Below are 15,325 nucleotides of genomic sequence, written 5' to 3' on the forward strand. Positions count from 1 at the left end.
TGATATGCTTGTACTGAAGATCATTTTTTTTCTGATTACCGGATATTATGTTTTCTGCACCTTATATATCTTTATATATGCGGTAAGTGGTTTGTTTTATAAGAATCCGAAATATTTGCCGGCAAAAAGATACAGGAAAATAGCCATATTGGTCCCTGCATATAAAGCGGATAATGTAATAGAAGAATTAGCGGAAAATGTCTTGTTACAGGACTACCCTTCATATGATCTGATTATCATTGCAGATAGTCTAAAAGAAGATACCTTAAATCGTTTGGGAGCCAAATCCGTAAAGGTGATCCGCTTTTCAAACGAAAACAGGACCAAAGCATTAGCCATCAATACGATTTTATCTGATTTGCCTGATAATTATGACATCGCTTTAGTTCTGGATGCGGATAACCTGATTGTAGAGAGAGATTACCTGCACAAAATAAATGATGCTTTTGAATCAGGCATTAAAGCCTTACAAACCCATCGTACAGCTAAAAATACCAATACCAGTTTAGCCCTGTTGGATGCAGTGAGCGAGGAAATCAATAACCATCTGTTTCGTCGTGGACATGCAACCTTGGGACTTTCTTCTGGTTTGATCGGTTCGGGGATGGCTTTTGATTATGCCCTGTATAAGGAACAAATGTCGGATATATCTTCATCGGGAGAAGATAAGGAATTGGAAATGAAATTATTGAAAAAACATATCCGGATAGCCTATGCCGATAATCTGATCATATTGGATGAAAAGATCCAGCAGGCAGATTCATTCGTCCATCAACGGGCCCGGTGGATTGCCAACCAGATACTACAGGCAAGAAATAATCTGGGACAAGGTGTGATACAACTTTTTCGCGGTAATTTTGATTTTTTCGATAAAGTATTGCAACATTTTCTATTACCCAGGATATTATTGCTTTCATCGGTGTTTTTGTTCGCCATACCGGCTATTATATTTTTACCGTTTTCCTATTCCCTGTGGTGGATATTGATCACTTTTTGTGTTTGTATATCTATGGCCTTGAGTATACCTCGCCGGATGTATAACAAACAACTTTTCAGCTCTATGTTTTATCTTCCTGTTGGTGCTGTGCTTATGCTGATTTCTGTTTTTAAGACAAAAGGAGCCGCAAAAAAATTCCATGCAACGAAGCATGGGATTATATCCGGCCCCACCAATTTAACGGCGGACGGAGAACGTTTGAAAATCGCAATAGAGGCACAACGGATTTTCAGGAAAAACAAACACGGGATGGATTTTGTGATTCTGGAAATCATTAAGGAATTACAGAAGATGGATACGCAGAACGAATATTATATATTTGTAAAACCAGGTGAAGATACCTGTTTGACTTCTTCCGGAAATGTCCGTGTTATTGAAATCAAATGCCCGTTTTATGTATTCTGGGAACAAATTGCTTTGCCCGGAGCCGTTCGTAAAATAAAACCGGATATTCTTCATTGTACCAGTAGCACAGCTCCGCTATCCAATAATGTTCCGTTAATCCTAACATTACACGATATTATCTTTATGGGAAAAAAATACGCAGGAAGCAAATCTTTTTATCAGGCTTTAGGTAGGAGATACAGACGGCATCTTCTTCCCCGGATCCTGCCTAAATGTAAAAAGATCATTACCGTATCAAATTCAGAGAAACAATATATACTAGAACAAACAAAAATTACTCCGGAGCAATTAACCGTTGTTTATAATGCTTGCAGTAGCAGGTTCCGTATCTTGGATGATTATCGAATGATCACTCAGAAATATATTGATGATGAATCATACATCCTGTTTTTAGGAAACACCGACCCCAAAAAGAATACACTAAGGGTATTGAAAGCTTATGATTTATATATACAACAGTCGGAAAATCCGTTACCTTTGCTGATACTGGATATAAAAGAGAAACATATTGATACTTTTCTGAAAGAGGCAGGTATCGACCGGCAAATAAAGAAAATGTTACGGCTTTGCGATTATGTTCCCAATAAGGACATGCCATACATATATAATGGAGCACAGGTATTCCTGTATCCGTCTTTACATGAAAGTTTCGGTATACCCATTCTGGAAGCGATGTCTTGCGGAGTACCGGTAATCACCTCTAATGTGTCGTCGATGCCGGAAATCGGGGAAGATGCGGCACTATATGTAAATCCATTTCATCCTGAAGAAATAAGTGATCAATTGTTGTTTTTGGAATCTCATCCTGAAGAACGTGAAAAGATGATTGGACGGGGATTGCAAAGACGTAAGGCGTTTTCATGGGAACGGTCGGCACAAGAAGTACTGGAAGTTTATGAAAATGTATACTGCACATTAAACTGAATGTATAATTGAAAGTCAAATTAATAAAAACCGGTACCTATAAAAGGTTAACTTTCTGGAGTTGGTTGTTGATTCTGATCTGCCTGATTTTAGCCATTCTTCTGTTTTTCAGGAAAGTTTATGGTTTTTTAGCAGAAAATAAACCGGTAGAAACAAAATTGTATGTAATTGAAGGATATGTGCCCGATTTTATTATCAAACAGGCTGTTGAGTATATCACGATTGCCGGTTTTGATAAGATCATATGTTCCGGATTACCAATAAGTAAGGGAATACTCTGTTCGGAATATGCTAATTATTCCGATTATAATGCTTCAATAGTTCTTTCCGAAGGTGTAGACCCATTGCAGGTCATAAGCGCTCCGGCTGTACCTGTAGAAAGAGACAGAACATACGCCATGGCATTATCTGTAAAAAATAAGTTGGTTGAATCAGGCTATAATGGTGGAAAAATAAATCTGATATGCAGTAATGTTCATGGACGGAGGTCGCGGATATTGTTTGAGAAAGCTTTCGGAGACACATGGGAAATAGGCGTGATTTCTTTCCCCGAAGGAGGATATCCATCCGACCGCTGGTGGCGGAGCAGTGAAGGCGTGAAAGACATTCTGACTGAAGTTTTTTCCTACGTATATACCATTTTATTTTTTCATCCATGATGAATTCTGAAATAAGTGTTTAGTTGATTTGTAAGAAAGCAATATGTATGTATTTGAAGTGATATTCTGTATTTCGCTCATTATCATTGTTTATACCTATATCGGTTATGGGATATTGTTGTGGTTTTTAGTGAAGATCAAAGAATTGATAAAAAGTAGAAAATATATACTTCCGTTGGAAGAATTCCCGGAAGTCACACTGTTTATCCCGGCGTACAATGAAAAAGATTATGTGGATGAAAAAGTCAGGAATTGCCGTAATTTAAAATATCCAAAAGAAAAATTAAAAATTGTTTGGGTTACAGACGGATCAGACGATGGAACCCCTGAACTATTGCAGCAATATCCGGATATAATTGTCTACCACCAATCCTCCCGGGAAGGAAAAATAATGGCAATGAACAGGGGAATGCGGTTAATAACATCTCCGATTGTTGTTTTTTCCGATGCTAATACCTTACTGGGGGAGGAATCCATAGAGCGGATCGTACGTTTATTTGCCGATCCGAAGGTGGGCTGTGTCTCCGGAGAAAAACGCATCCTTAGTAAGGACAAAGACATGGCTGCCGGAGCAGGTGAAGGATTGTACTGGAAATATGAGTCATTCCTTAAAAAGTATGATGCCAGGCTATATTCTGTAGTAGGTGCTGCCGGAGAATTATTTGCCATACGGCGGGAGTACTTCACTGAAGTGGAAAAAGATACCATACTGGATGATTTTATCATATCCTTACGCATTGCTATGCAGGGATATGTTACCCAATATGATCCGGAAGCATATGCTTATGAATTACCATCGGCGGATGTCAGGGAAGAACTAAAAAGAAAGGTAAGGATTGCCGCAGGTGGAATACAATCAATTGTGAGACTATCGCCTCTGCTGAATATTTTCAGATTTGGTGTTTTGTCGTTTCAATATATTTCACATCGTGTACTCAGATGGACTTTGGCCCCGTTAAGTTTATTGTTTTTTTTGATGAGTAATTTCGTTTTGTCGTTCCGGATGAGTTTTACCATTCATCATCCCATTACGATCGTTTTAGGTTTACAAGTCTGTTTTTACTTATTGGCTTTTTTAGGTTGGTTTTTAGAAAAAAAACAACTTAAATATAAAGTATTTTTTATCCCGTATTATTTCTTCATCATGAATTTAGCTGTATATTTAGGATTTTTCAGATATATCCGGAAAAAACAGGATGCAAAATGGGAAAAAGCTAAAAGGAGAATGTAGATTATTATGGTAACATTAAAAAAGAAATTCAGGAACATATATGTAAGCTTGTCTGGTGGAGATAAGAATTTCATTTGTGGAGACTCAAAAAGAAAAATAAAGAAAAACAGAGTCAATTTGCATTATTGGAGGCCCACAATGTTTTCCCACAATTTAGGAGATTATTTATCAAAACTTATTGTAGAGAAATTATTGGATAAAAAAGGAATTGATATTAACCGGAAAACGAATGAAACAAGACATTTATTGGCTGTTGGCTCTGTATTGGGATTCAGTACAATAAATGCAACAGTGTGGGGGAGCGGAATAATTTCCCCAATACATTATAAAATTCAACTGCAACAATCACAATATGACATCAGAGCGCTCAGAGGACCCGAAACGAAAAGGATACTGGAATCAATGGGACATATATGTCCTGATATTATGGGTGATCCAGCAATATTGCTGCCCTTATTCTATCATCCTCAACAAGCAATAAAAAATAAACCTTTTTCTATAATTCACTGGATGGGCTCAAGAAACCGGAATATAAATAATAAATATATAAACAAAATAGTTGATATAGAAACTAAAAAATGGAGGAATTTTATAGATGAGATTTTAAGTTCTGAGTTTGTGATTTCCAGCTCTTTACATGGAATTATTGTTGCAGAGGCGTATGGTGTCCCGGCAATATTATTAAAACCTGAAAATTATGAAAAAGGAGGAAATTTTAAATACGATGATTATTATTACAGTACCAATAGGAACTCATATAAAATAGCATCTACCATAGAAGAAGCTTTGAAAATATCTTTAGATATTCCTCCAAAATTTGATATGATGAGAGAAAAATTGCTTGCATCTTTTCCATATGATTTATGGAGTTAATTTATTCATGAAATGGAACGCGTCCAAAAATGAAATGGTATACAAAATATTTATCAGCGTTTGGCGATTTTAGTAATATATCGGATGATATCTTTCGGAAGATTCATGATAACTTACGCAAACTGGAACGTGAACAGGTTGATGCGTCTGTGGTGGTAATTGCTTACAATGAGGAAGGTAATATTCTGCCTTGTATATGGTCGTTATCAGAAATGCAGACAGATTTGTCTGTAGAAATCATAGTTGTAAATAATGCATCAACAGATAGAACACAGGAAATCCTTGATCGAATGGGGGTGCGGAATGTTTTTCAGCCTAAACCGGGACATGGCCATGCCCGTCAGGCTGGCTTGGAGATTGCAAGAGGAAAGTATCATTTTACAGCTGATTCAGATACATTATATCCGCCGACATATATTGATACAATGATAAAATACCTTTCTAAACCAAATGTCTCTGCTGTTTTTACACCATGCGGATTTTATGTTGGTAATGGTAAAAAACAAGGATTATTAAAGATATATGAATTTTTTAGGGATAAAATTTTTTGGCTGCGCTCATATAAGCGTCCGGAGTATTGTGTAGGGGGAGCAACTTTCGCATTTTATACCGAACATGCAAAAGAAATAGGATGGAGAACCCATATATTAAGAGGAGAAGACGGTGCAATGTTAACCGAGTTAAAGAGATTCGGGAAGCCGGTTCTGGTATTAAGTCAAAAAGCAAGAGTAAAAACCAGTTCCCGGAGATTGTATAAAGACGGTGATGGGTCTTTGCTTAGAATGATGTGGAGGCATGTATATAAGGACATAAAACGTATTCCCCGGTTTTTTACAAAACATGCCTATTATGAAGATCAGCCATATAATTTGAGAGATGATAAACAATAAAAATTTATAGGGTGGCTAAAGTAAGTATTATCATTCCTGTTTTTAATACAGAAAAATATCTGGAAAAAGCAATTTTAAGCATTGTCGATCAAACTTTACCGGATATTGAGATTATTATTATTAATGACGGATCAACAGATAATAGCCTTCAGATAATAGGGAGAATTGCAGAATCGGATGAACGGATCAAGTTTTTCAATCAGGAAAATAAAGGACAGGCTGTCGCCAGAAATGTTGGATTGGGAAAAGCAATAGGTGAATACATCTATTTTATGGATAGTGACGACTATCTGGAACCGGAAGCTTTGTCTGCTTGTTACGAACAAGCAACGGGGAATGGATTGGATTTTGTATTTTTTGATGCAGAATATTTGATTCAGAACAATGGACTTTCGTTACCGATATCTTATGATAGGCGTAATGTGGTAGACCCTGGGTTGATTTATTCCGGAATAGATGTGATGGAAATACTATTGGATGCAAAAGCTTATCAGGTTCCACCATGGTTAAGTTTTATTAACAGAAAGTTTCTGATTGATAAAAATATCGGTTTCATAACTGGACTATTACATGAGGATCAGATTTTTACATCCATGTTGTATCTTAATGCCCAGAAAGTCGGTTATATTCCAAAGGCCTTTTTTAAACGACGGTTACGGGAGGAGTCGATTATGACCAAAAAATATTCTATAAAAAATATAGAAACTTATTTCGTTGTGGCAGAATATTTACTTGTTTTTTCTCAAAACAAAAATGAGCAAATCCGGAATATTATTGACAAGAATATCGCGTATTCCTTAAACCCTGCAATATACATGGCTAATTCGTTGCCACGGAAACAAAGATTATGGGTATTTAAAGAATGCTGGAAAAAATACAGAAAATATATTTCTTTAAAGTCATGGCTCGTACTTTTATTTCCAATTTTATTGAAGATTAAATCAAAATTGAAAAGAAAACAAATTATGAAGAAATGACCTCAACAAAAAAACAACTAATATCAGGTGTTACTTATACAGCAGTATCAAAATACAGCGGTATATTCATATCCCTTATTGTTGCGGCAATTCTAAGCCGGTTGATTGTTCCGGAAGATTTTGGTATCGTAGCTATAGCTATGGTTTTTATTACCTTTTTTAATACATTTAGCAATTTGGGCATTGCTCCGGCCATTGTACAAAACAAAGAACTCGAGGAAAAAGATTTATCGGAAATATTTTGTTTTACCATTTGGATCGCTTTAATCTTATCTGTTATTTTTTTCTTTTTATCCGGATTGATAGCATCTTATTATGAAAGCCCTCATTTATTAAGTATATGTCGAATTTTATCTATACAATTGTTCTTTGCGACAATAAACATTGTCCCCAATTCCTTATTTCTTAAAAATAAACGATTCAAATTTATTGCCACACGAAATCTTATCATCCAATTAATTGCCGGAATAATTGCTATTATTGCAGCTTTTTCAGGGGCGGGACTATACGCCTTGTTGATTGCACCTGTTCTCACTGCTGTTGCAAGATTTATTATTGGAATATATGTTTACCCTCAAAAGATAGAATGGACGTTTGGAATAAACGCAGTCCGGAAGATTTTTGCTTATTCGCTTTATCAGTTTTTGTTTGAAATGATTAACTATTTTAGTCGTAATCTGGATAAGCTGATGATTGGTAAATATTTAGGTATGACGCCTTTGGGGTATTATGAAAAATCTTATCGTTTGATGATGCTGCCATTGCAGAATATCACTCATGTGATAACTCCGGTACTCCATCCGGTTTTATCAGATTTACAGAAGAATATGTCCCAGATTTCGGCATCATATATAAAAATTGTCAGATTCCTTGCATTTATCGGATTTCCATTATCTGTTTTTCTTTTTTTTACAGCGAAGGAAATCACTCTTCTGATATTCGGAATGCAATGGACGGCTTCCGTCCCGGTATTTCAGATATTGGCGTTATCTGTAGGAATTCAGATGATTTTGTCAACATCCGGGTCTATATTTCAGGCCGCTAATGATACAAAGATGCTTTTTGTAAGTGGAATTATTTCTACTTTATTGACAGTTACAGGATTATGTGTGGGGCTTTTTATTTTTAAAACCTTAATTGCTGTCGCATGGGGGATTTGTATTTCCTTTGTATTGAATTTTGTCCTTTGTTATGTTATAATGTACCGGATAACATTGAAAGTTGATATGTTGTCTTTCTGGAAGCAATTTATTTCACCTTTGGTTATTAGTATTATTTCATTGATTATTATGTTTTTTTTAAATCAGTTGGTCAGGGATTACAGCTTGTGGATGAGTCTGATTATAAAATCAATTGCCTTTTTCTCCATCGTTTTGTTTTATATGCAACTGACCGGAGAGTATAATATTAAAGGGAAAATAAAACAGATTATTCAAAGAAAATAACATGAAAGCTTTGTTCTTGATATTTCATGGGTTTGAAAGCTATAACAAAGGCATTAGTAAGAAAATAATGTCTCAGGTGAAAGCGCTCAATTATAATGGAATAGAAACGCAGCTTTCGTATTTGAAAATTACAGAAAATGATCATCATATCAGAATGATCGGGGATAAAATTCTGGAAGATTATGGGACAGGAATAAAAGGTAAAATAAGAAAGAGAATCCGTTATAAAAGTTTAATTGAGTATATCCTGTCCAACAAAATAAAGCTGGTATATATACGTTCCGCACATAATGCCAATCCCTGTCTTACACGGATGCTCAAAAAACTTCATAAGCATGGAATAAAGCTGTTGATGGAGATACCTACTTATCCTTATGATCAGGAATATAACCATTCATCATTGCGGTCAAGAATTCACTTACAGATAGATCGTTATTTCCGGAAACACATGGCCAAATATTTGTACAGAATGGTTACTTTTTCTGATGCCGGGATTATATTTGGAGTATCAGCCATTCACATATCCAATGGCATTGATTTTGACGAAATTCCAGTAAAAAAAATAGTAAATGAAAATCTAGACCAGTTAAACCTGATAGGAGTTGCCGAAATACATTTCTGGCATGGGTTTGACCGTATAATAAAAGGATTATCAGATTTTTATAAAAAAACACCATCGGAGCAGGTAGTATTTCATATTGTCGGATCAGGGGATATGGTACCTTTGCGGAGTATGGTAAAAGATCTTCAATTGGAAAAATATGTTGTTTTCCATGGAACCAGGTTTGGAAAAGAACTGGACGATCTTTTTGAAATATCAGATATGGGCATCGCCAGCCTGGCAAGACACCGTAGTGGAATAACCCGAATAAAAACTTTAAAAAACCGTGAGTATGCAGCACGGGGTATTCCTTTTGTTTATTCCGAAATCGATGAAGATTTTGAGAATATGCCTTATGTAATGAAAATACCGGCAGATGACACACCTGTAAATATACCCTCATTGATTGATTTTTATCATTCAGTGAAAATGAACCCACAGGAAATCCGTAATTCCATTATCGATGAATTATCCTGGAATAAGCAAATGAAAATCGTAATTGATCAGATAAAAGATATCAATGAAAATACGTAATCCGATAAATAGAAATAGCCTGTCGATAAAAAAGAAGGACAGGGTTTTGGAAGTCGGTTCCGGACATAATCCGAACTACAGGTCTGATGTATTGGCAGAGAAATATATTGACAGCAACTATCATAGATCTGGTGATGTGAAGATATTTTCGCATCAAACGCTGGTAAATGCTTCCGGAGAATCTCTTCCGTTTAAGGAGAAGGAATTTGATTATGTGATCTGTTGCCATGCTTTGGAACATGCGGAAGATCCTGCGCAATTTATCAACGAGCAATGTCGGGTAGCAAAAAGAGGGTATATGGAAACACCCAGTTTCATCGGAGAGGCTTTATTTCCCAAAGAATCCCATCGATGGGTAATACTGGAAATAGATAACCGGCTGGTTCTCTACGAGAAATCCAGAATAAAAGGCGGATTTATACCGGATTTCGGAAATCTTTTTTTAACATACCTGCCTTTTCAATCCATTGCCTACAGGTTACTTTGTAATACATACGGTGATTTACACAATGTAAGATATGAGTGGGAAGATGATATTGATTTCATCATTAATCCGGAAGATGAATATTACAGTTCTTTTTTTACTCAAAAATGGACTCAGGAGATGATCGAAAAAATATTTCCATCTCATTCCTTACGAAAGGAATCAGGGCGTACTGTCAGGGCTTTTTTCCAGATATTGAAAGAAATGATGAGAAAAGCTAAAACGCCGATGTCGCTTGAAGAATATGAAAAATATAAAAACCTACGAAAATGACCGAAAATAGTATCTGTAAGTTATTCAATATCCGTTATCCCATAGTATCCGGAGGAATGGTCTGGTGCAGCGGCTGGCGTTTGGCAGCGGCAGTCAGTAATGCAGGAGGATTGGGACTCATCGGTGCCGGATCCATGTATCCTGATGTATTGGCCGAACATATCAAAAAATGTCAGGAAGCCACCCAATTACCCTTTGGTGTGAATGTGCCGTTATTGTATCCGGAGATAGATAAGCTAATGGATATCATTGTTTCATCAGGAGTGAAAATAGTATTCACTTCGGCCGGGAACCCGGCTTTGTGGACATCTTTCCTGAAAGAAAAAGGCATCACTGTTGTTCATGTAGTATCCAATACCAAATTTGCAAAAAAAGCCGCTGATGCCGGGGTAGATGCTATTGTTGCCGAAGGATTTGAAGCCGGAGGGCATAACGGGCGCGAGGAAACCACCACTATGGTGCTAATTCCCCATGTACGGGAAGTCGTAGATCTACCGTTAATCGCAGCCGGAGGTATCGGCTCGGGACAGGCCATGCTGGCTGCAATGGCCTTAGGTGCCGACGGGGTCCAGCTTGGTTCGTTATTCGCCGCAACCGAAGAATCTTCTGCTCATCCGGCTTTCAAACAATGTATTCTGGATGCCGGGGAAGGGGATACCATGTTGATGATGAAAAAGACAGTGGGTGTACGTTTGCTGAAAAATCCGTTTTTCGATGCAATCAAAGAAGCGGAAGCCAGAGGTGCAGATGCCGATGAACTGAAGACCATTCTTGGAAGAGGCCGGGCCAAATCAGGTATGTTTGAAGGCGATCTGGAAAACGGAGAACTGGAGATCGGCCAGGTAGCATCCATGATCGATACCATCAGTCCGGTAGCCGATGTGATGAAGAAATTAGTGAATGATTACCAGATGGCATTATCACGGTTAAAAAGTTTGTAAAATCGCTCAAATAAATAAAGGACAATTGAATATATTTTTTTTTCAATCAGTTTATTGATAATGATTAATATGATTTTTAACCGGACTTGCCACCTCATCGCAGGTAATTTTCAATGATCCATTTTTAATTTTCAATGATTTAATAACTGCCAATATGAATCTGTTTAAGGACTTTCCCCGTACTTTTTGGGTAGCTAACCTCATAGAATTGTTTGAGCGTTGGGCATGGTACGGTTTCTTTATGTTGTTTGCCAATTATCTCACCGGTTCTTCGGATGCAGGAGGATTGGAGTTTTCCCAAAGCCAGAAAGGTATCCTGATGGGGGTTGGTACGGGTATCCTCTATTTCCTTCCGGTATTGACCGGCGCCATTGCAGACAGGTACGGATATAAGCGAGTGTTGTTTATTTCCTTTGTGATTTATGTATCTGCGTTCATCTTACTGCCCATGTTCTCCACCTTTACCGGGGTTTTTATCATGTATTTATATCTGGCGGTAGGTGCAGCATTATTTAAGCCGGTCATTTCAGCCACCATTGCCAAAACCACTACCGAGAAAACCTCTTCTATCGGATTCGGTATTTTTTATATGATGGTGAATATCGGTGCTTTTTTTGGTCCGATGGTTACTTTATTGTTCAAAGATACTTCTCACCTGATCTTTTATGTATCAGCCGGAATTCTTGCATTGAATTTTATTTTGTTGTTCTTTTACCGGGAGCCCGGGGAGGCAGTTGACCGGCCTTCCGGATCGTTGTGGCAGATCTTCGGACAGATCTTCCGGAATATGGGCAGCATACTGAAAGACGGTAAATTCATGGTATTTTTACTGATCGTGGCGGGATTCTGGACCATGTACAACCAGCTTTTCTTCACACTCCCCGTATTTGTTTCCCAATGGGTGGATACCAGTGCGCTATATAATTTTTTCCATACCTATATTCCTTTTATCAGCAAGAATTATAGTCCTGCACCCGGTGTGATGGATGCCGAGTTCATCACCAACCTGGATGCTTTTTATATCATTCTTTTCCAGATACTGGTTTCCAGTATTGTAATGAAATTAAAACCATTGCATTCCATGATATCCGGATTCATCGTTTGTTCCATTGGTATGGCACTTACACTTGTTTCCCAGAATGTATTGTTTTCCATGCTGGCAATTTTGATTTTTGCTTTGGGAGAAATGGCCGGTTCGCCGAAAATAACGGAGTACATTGGCCGGATCGCACCGGCAGATAAGAAAGCGTTGTATATGGGATATTCTTTTATTCCGGTTTTTGTGGGGAATATCCTGGCAGGTTTGATTTCCGGTGTTGTTTACCAGGGAATGTCGGATAAGGTAATGATCGTACGAAAATTCGTATCGGAAAAAGGATTACAGATACCGGAAGGATTGTCTACCAATGCTTATTTTGAAGAAGTTGCCGGTCAAATGAATTTGGGCGTACAGGAATTGACCAATCTGCTGTGGTCGACCTATCATCCCTCCCGCCTCTGGTCTGTATTACTGGCAGTCGGACTTTGTGCCGCATTCTTTCTTTTCCTTTATGACCGGATGATATCGAAAAAGAAAAGTGATTGAGTAATATACGAATACACCAATAATTCACCTTGCTTTTCAATTTATTCCGCAAGGCTTATAGTTTCTTTTTCGCTACTTTTCAAACTCATGCGGAGGTACTCTTTTACTTTTCCGTTGATTAATTCAGATATTGTTATATGATTTCATTAAGAAATCATAGTTTTCGGGAGTTTTCTGGGGAGGTATAAAAGGTGGGTGCTTTTGGTCATAACATCTTGCACTTTTTAGCTGAAAATACGCTTTTATTTGAATGATATCAGGTTTTGAACAGACCCGAATTAATAACGCGTGCTAACTTCTTTTTATAGTACCTGCTCATTTTTCGACTTAAATTTCTTTTTTAAGGTAATTCAAAAATTTTGGAGAGGTTTCAGATATTACCTCACAACCTATTTCTATAAGGATATATTCCTTTAGTTCGGCATTCCTGTTTTTCAGCTAGTTAGTAATGATTCAATTACTTATCTGCCAATTCATTTTTTGATAGATAACAAACCTTTTTTATCAAATATTGAACCTCTATGATCACAGGACATTGTACGTTTGCATCATGAGATTAAAGTGCCGATATATAGTAAATCATCATCTTTTTGATAAAAACCACCACTGTAATAAAGTGGATAGTTATTTTATTGGGATTGATGCATTAATGCTCTGTGGCACAGCTATTGCAGAGAGAGAGCGAGAGAGAGAGCCTAAGATACATATTTTATCGTATTTTCGGATACAAAGTCCGGACATTGTATTATGTAATACAATGTCCGGACTTTGTGTATTAATATATTAACTAAACTGATCAGCCTATGAAATAATTCAAAAAATTGTTAAAAACACACGCAAATCCTTCGGACGCTTTTGTTCCGGTAAGACTATTAATAACTGAATCTTTAAGTATAATAATAAAAACTGTTTAACGATGAAAAAGCGAGAACTGAATTAGAAGAAAGAGATGTACACACAGGTAAACCGATTCAAATACCAAAACAATCTAATGAAAAAGTACAAAATTAAACAATTAATATATCAATAATTATGTATATACCTATAACAAAATCTAAACTTGTCGGGTGGAATATCTGGCGGTTGGTCATTCTTCCAATATGCATGGTGGCTTTATTTGTTTCATGCGGAAGCGATGATGAGGACAACAAGTATAACCCTAATCAGCCTTTCCAGGTTTCTTCATTTTATCCTAAAGAAGGGAAATTTCAGCAAAAGATCATACTTGACGGAGAGAACCTTCCTAACGATCCTAAACTTATTAAGGTGTATTTCAATAAACGTATTGCACCTGTCATCGGATCAACGGGAAAAGAAATGTATGTGATGGCCCCGCGATTGCCGGGCAATGCGGAAGGTTTCCCGGAGCCGGAGCCCTCCGGAACGGGTAACAAAAGAGGCGTATGCCAAATATCGGTGGTTATTAACGGTGATTCACTGGTCTATAACGACACTTTTATATACGAAGAAGCAGTAACTGTCACTACGATTGCCGGAAATGGGGCCCTTATGGAATTCCAGGAAGGTACCCTTGCCGCTGCCGTCTTCCAGCCATATTACATCTGTATGGATAAAGATGACAATGTTTTCATTACCTCCCGTTCTTCGGACAACACGACATACAATTATTTTTGCCGTCTCAACGAAGAACTGAATATCTTTGAGCGTCTTCAATCCTCGTCATTACAGGCCAATGTTCCCTGTGCCGACCCTGTTACAGGCGTGATCACTGCTACTACCGAGTCTTCCATAGGTTCGTTTATTACCTGCGATCCCACTGAGTACTGGGCGCCCAGGCGCCGGGAAATGAAATGGCTAACCGCACCGGCGCATAACCAGTATGGATGGAAACACTGCATGGTGGTGAATCCGACCCTTCAGAAGGATGTTAATGGGAACGATGTTAATTTCGTTTACACGCGTTGGTATCAGGGGGCTTTGGTAAGGGTCAACCCGAACACTTACGAGGCTGAAGTGTTGATGGAGACCGGAACATGCAATACTTATGGTATGACATTCCGCCCGGGTGAACCCAATATCCTGTATCTCGCATTCTGGAGCGACCCTCACGAACATCAGAACAGCATCTGTACCATTGATTTGAACGAAGATCCGCCTGTGGTAACGAAACTGAGCAGTACCAATACTTCCGGCGGCCATCGAGACGGCCCACTGTCTATGGCCCAGTTCAGGCAGCCTGCACAGATATTCAGCGATGACGATGGCTTTATTTATATTGCTGATTATGGTAATCACTGTATCCGCAGAATTACACCCGAAAATCAGGTGGAAACCGTATTAGGGATCCCCGGCGTGGCAGGTTATAAGGATGGTTCCAGGGAAGAGGCACTGTTCAATAATCCGAGAGGGATTGCAATTAGTACGGACGGTTCGGTGTATGTAGCCGATTATAGAAATGGGCGTCTCAGGAAACTGTCTGTCAATTAGTACCGAATGAATAGGAATTATTTTTAAATTTAAATAATATGATAAAAATTAATCTTAG

At 37.8% G+C, this 15,325-nt stretch carries 12 protein-coding genes and 1 pseudogene; all 13 read left to right on the forward strand.

The genetic code is table 11. From position 1 onward, the window contains the following. Positions 1 to 4 precede the first annotated feature (4 nt). Positions 5 to 991 (forward strand): annotated as a pseudogene (locus LBQ60_19895) (glycosyltransferase). Between the two features lie 204 nt (positions 992 to 1,195). Next, positions 1,196 to 2,326 carry a glycosyltransferase family 4 protein gene (locus LBQ60_19900; GenBank protein MDR2040190.1) on the forward strand — a complete coding sequence of 377 codons (1,131 nt, stop codon included), beginning with the start codon at positions 1,196 to 1,198 and terminating at the stop codon, positions 2,324 to 2,326. Between the two features lie 8 nt (positions 2,327 to 2,334). Then, positions 2,335 to 2,985 (forward strand): hypothetical protein, encoded by a 651-nt coding sequence (locus LBQ60_19905; GenBank protein MDR2040191.1) that lies wholly within the window; start codon positions 2,335 to 2,337, stop codon positions 2,983 to 2,985. A 43-nt stretch (positions 2,986 to 3,028) separates the two neighbouring features. Next, positions 3,029 to 4,216 carry a glycosyltransferase family 2 protein gene (locus LBQ60_19910; protein MDR2040192.1) on the forward strand — a complete coding sequence of 396 codons (1,188 nt, stop codon included), beginning with the start codon at positions 3,029 to 3,031 and terminating at the stop codon, positions 4,214 to 4,216. A 6-nt stretch (positions 4,217 to 4,222) separates the two neighbouring features. Then, positions 4,223 to 5,089 carry a polysaccharide pyruvyl transferase family protein gene (locus LBQ60_19915; protein MDR2040193.1) on the forward strand — a complete coding sequence of 289 codons (867 nt, stop codon included), beginning with the start codon at positions 4,223 to 4,225 and terminating at the stop codon, positions 5,087 to 5,089. A 29-nt stretch (positions 5,090 to 5,118) separates the two neighbouring features. Then, on the forward strand, positions 5,119 to 5,979 hold the full coding sequence (locus LBQ60_19920; protein ID MDR2040194.1) for a glycosyltransferase family 2 protein: 861 nt from the start codon (positions 5,119 to 5,121) through the stop codon (positions 5,977 to 5,979). Positions 5,980 to 5,990: 11 nt separating this feature from the next. Then, complete coding sequence (locus LBQ60_19925) at positions 5,991 to 6,956, forward strand: glycosyltransferase (protein MDR2040195.1); 966 nt, start codon at positions 5,991 to 5,993, stop codon at positions 6,954 to 6,956. After that, the gene (locus tag LBQ60_19930; GenBank protein ID MDR2040196.1) at positions 6,953 to 8,401 is read left to right on the forward strand and encodes a lipopolysaccharide biosynthesis protein; all 1,449 of its coding nucleotides are present in this window, start codon (positions 6,953 to 6,955) and stop codon (positions 8,399 to 8,401) included. Before LBQ60_19925 ends, LBQ60_19930 begins: the two co-directional genes overlap by 4 nt. A gap of 1 nt (position 8,402) precedes the next feature. Further along, positions 8,403 to 9,536, forward strand: a complete 1,134-nt coding sequence (locus tag LBQ60_19935) for a glycosyltransferase (protein ID MDR2040197.1) — start codon at positions 8,403 to 8,405, stop codon at positions 9,534 to 9,536. Next, a complete protein-coding gene (locus tag LBQ60_19940) occupies positions 9,523 to 10,293 on the forward strand; it encodes a class I SAM-dependent methyltransferase (GenBank protein MDR2040198.1) in 771 nt (256 codons plus the stop codon). Before LBQ60_19935 ends, LBQ60_19940 begins: the two co-directional genes overlap by 14 nt. Beyond that, entirely contained in the window at positions 10,290 to 11,234 is a 945-nt protein-coding gene (locus tag LBQ60_19945; protein MDR2040199.1) for a nitronate monooxygenase, read from the forward strand. The genes LBQ60_19940 and LBQ60_19945 overlap by 4 nt, the downstream gene beginning before the upstream one ends. Positions 11,235 to 11,388: 154 nt before the next feature. Then, complete coding sequence (locus LBQ60_19950; GenBank protein MDR2040200.1) at positions 11,389 to 12,819, forward strand: MFS transporter; 1,431 nt, start codon at positions 11,389 to 11,391, stop codon at positions 12,817 to 12,819. A gap of 1,032 nt (positions 12,820 to 13,851) precedes the next feature. Continuing rightward, positions 13,852 to 15,267, forward strand: a complete 1,416-nt coding sequence (locus tag LBQ60_19955) for an IPT/TIG domain protein (protein MDR2040201.1) — start codon at positions 13,852 to 13,854, stop codon at positions 15,265 to 15,267. Positions 15,268 to 15,325: the final 58 nt, after the last annotated feature.

The sequence above is a fragment of the Bacteroidales bacterium genome (assembly GCA_031275285.1).
Classification (GTDB): Bacteria; Bacteroidota; Bacteroidia; order Bacteroidales; family UBA4181; genus JAIRLS01.

What these genes read in the sequence shown, in the direction of transcription:
- LBQ60_19910 (MDR2040192.1), top strand. Translation starts at nt 3,029, where the DNA reads ATGTATGTATTTGAAGTGATATTCTGTATTTCGCTCATTATCATTGTT.
- LBQ60_19915 (MDR2040193.1), top strand. Translation starts at nt 4,223, where the DNA reads ATGGTAACATTAAAAAAGAAATTCAGGAACATATATGTAAGCTTGTCT.
- LBQ60_19920 (MDR2040194.1), top strand. Translation starts at nt 5,119, where the DNA reads ATGAAATGGTATACAAAATATTTATCAGCGTTTGGCGATTTTAGTAAT.
- LBQ60_19930 (MDR2040196.1), top strand. Translation starts at nt 6,953, where the DNA reads ATGACCTCAACAAAAAAACAACTAATATCAGGTGTTACTTATACAGCA.
- LBQ60_19935 (MDR2040197.1), top strand. Translation starts at nt 8,403, where the DNA reads ATGAAAGCTTTGTTCTTGATATTTCATGGGTTTGAAAGCTATAACAAA.
- LBQ60_19940 (MDR2040198.1), top strand. Translation starts at nt 9,523, where the DNA reads ATGAAAATACGTAATCCGATAAATAGAAATAGCCTGTCGATAAAAAAG.
- LBQ60_19945 (MDR2040199.1), top strand. Translation starts at nt 10,290, where the DNA reads ATGACCGAAAATAGTATCTGTAAGTTATTCAATATCCGTTATCCCATA.
- LBQ60_19950 (MDR2040200.1), top strand. Translation starts at nt 11,389, where the DNA reads ATGAATCTGTTTAAGGACTTTCCCCGTACTTTTTGGGTAGCTAACCTC.
- LBQ60_19955 (MDR2040201.1), top strand. Translation starts at nt 13,852, where the DNA reads ATGTATATACCTATAACAAAATCTAAACTTGTCGGGTGGAATATCTGG.